This window comes from [Clostridium] polysaccharolyticum (assembly GCF_900111595.1).
Lineage (GTDB): Bacteria > Bacillota > Clostridia > Lachnospirales > Lachnospiraceae > Clostridium_AI > Clostridium_AI polysaccharolyticum.
This window is the reverse complement of record NZ_FOHN01000053.1, coordinates 1-1,485: the sequence shown is the minus strand read 5'-3', so window position 1 is coordinate 1,485 and position 1,485 is coordinate 1. Positions and strand designations below refer to the sequence as shown.

Annotated in this window: 1 protein-coding gene; it reads right to left on the bottom strand. The window is 33.1% G+C overall.

What is annotated here, in order from left to right:
* Nucleotides 1-209: 209 nt before the first annotated feature.
* Nucleotides 210-998, bottom strand: a complete 789-nt coding sequence (thiD, locus tag BMY85_RS15285; protein ID WP_092479274.1) for a bifunctional hydroxymethylpyrimidine kinase/phosphomethylpyrimidine kinase — start codon at nucleotides 996-998, stop codon at nucleotides 210-212.
* Nucleotides 999-1,485 lie beyond the last annotated feature (487 nt).

Here is a 1,485-nt window from a genome sequence, read left to right as displayed (position 1 = left end):
CAGGACTTTGTCTTTCCTCTCAGCGACGTTTTATATCTTATCACATCTTTCGATGCCTGTCAACAAGTTTTTCAAAATTTCCTATTGTTTTTGTCAAGATTCTTCAAATGCTTAAAACAACTCATTTCAACCAAATTATTATATCTGAGCCTAGTTATTCAGCCATTCATTCCATAATATACTTTTAAAATACTCTTTTCAGTTATATACTATCCTAATTTTAGTTTATAGCAATGATTCAGCGGGCCACTTCCCTTACCAAGATTTAAACCATCACTAATGGCACCAGTTAAATACTCCTTTGCTCGTTTAACACTTGTAACTGGATCATTTCCCTGTGCAAGATTACATGCAATGGCAGAAGAAAGAGTGCAACCTGTACCATGTGTATTTGAATTATCAATTCTTTTTCCTTTTAACCATATAATTTTATCACCATAAAGGATTAAATCATCTGCAGAATCATCAAAATGTCCTCCCTTTATTACGACAGTCCCTTTGAAGTTCTTCTTAATCTTTCTTGCAGCCATCTCCACGTCCTGCTTTGTTCTTATTTCAAAATTGCAAATGGATTGTGCTTCAAAAAGGTTGGGAGTAATAATATCCGCCGCTGGAATTAACTCATTACATAAGGCTTGCATAGTATTTTCGGATACCAAACTATTACCACTTGTTGCAATCATAACTGGATCTACTACAATATTTTTCGCATTATACTGCTTCAGTTTTTTTACTATAGATTTTATTAATGCCGCTGAAGGAACCATACCTATCTTTACTGCATCTGGAAAAATATCCGTAAATACACTATCTAATTGACTTTCTAAAAAATCAGGCGTGGATTCCATAATACCGAAAACACCTGTCGTATTTTGTGCTGTCATGGCTGTAATAGCAGTCATGGCATACATTTTATGTACTGTTATTGTCTTTATATCTGCTTGTACTCCTGCTCCACCACTTGAATCAGAACCTGCTATTGTAAGTATTTTTTTCATCATAGTCTCCCACTTCCTTTACGATTTGCCTATTACATTTTCACATTTTTAATTTATATTAACTTGCTTCTAAATGGACATGCTTAAACTACAATAACTTTATTATACCCTCTTCAAAGTGTCAAGATAAATCATAGGATTTAGTAGTGTATCTAGAAGAAAATGTTATTCATATGTTTTTAATATGCAAATCAGCTACCGAGTCTCTATCTTAAAAGCGAAATTTCTTACTCTCACTGAGCAAGCGTCTCTATTTTTAACAACTAATTTTACTCATTGATATGCATCCGCCCCTCTGTTTTTATAGATATTCTTACCTCATAGAAATGGAATGTAACAAAAAATCTTGCAAAGGAACAAAGTCTGAGTTCCTCAGACTCTTGCGACTGAAATGGTGCTAGAATATAAATAGTACAACTTAAACATGGAAAATTTCTTCTCAAAATATATAATGAATATATGGAGGAATAAAACATGGCAAAACAAT

Excerpts from the sequence above, each read along its gene's own strand:
- thiD (WP_092479274.1), bottom strand. The coding sequence starts at position 998 with ATGAAAAAAATACTTACAATAGCAGGTTCTGATTCAAGTGGTGGAGCA.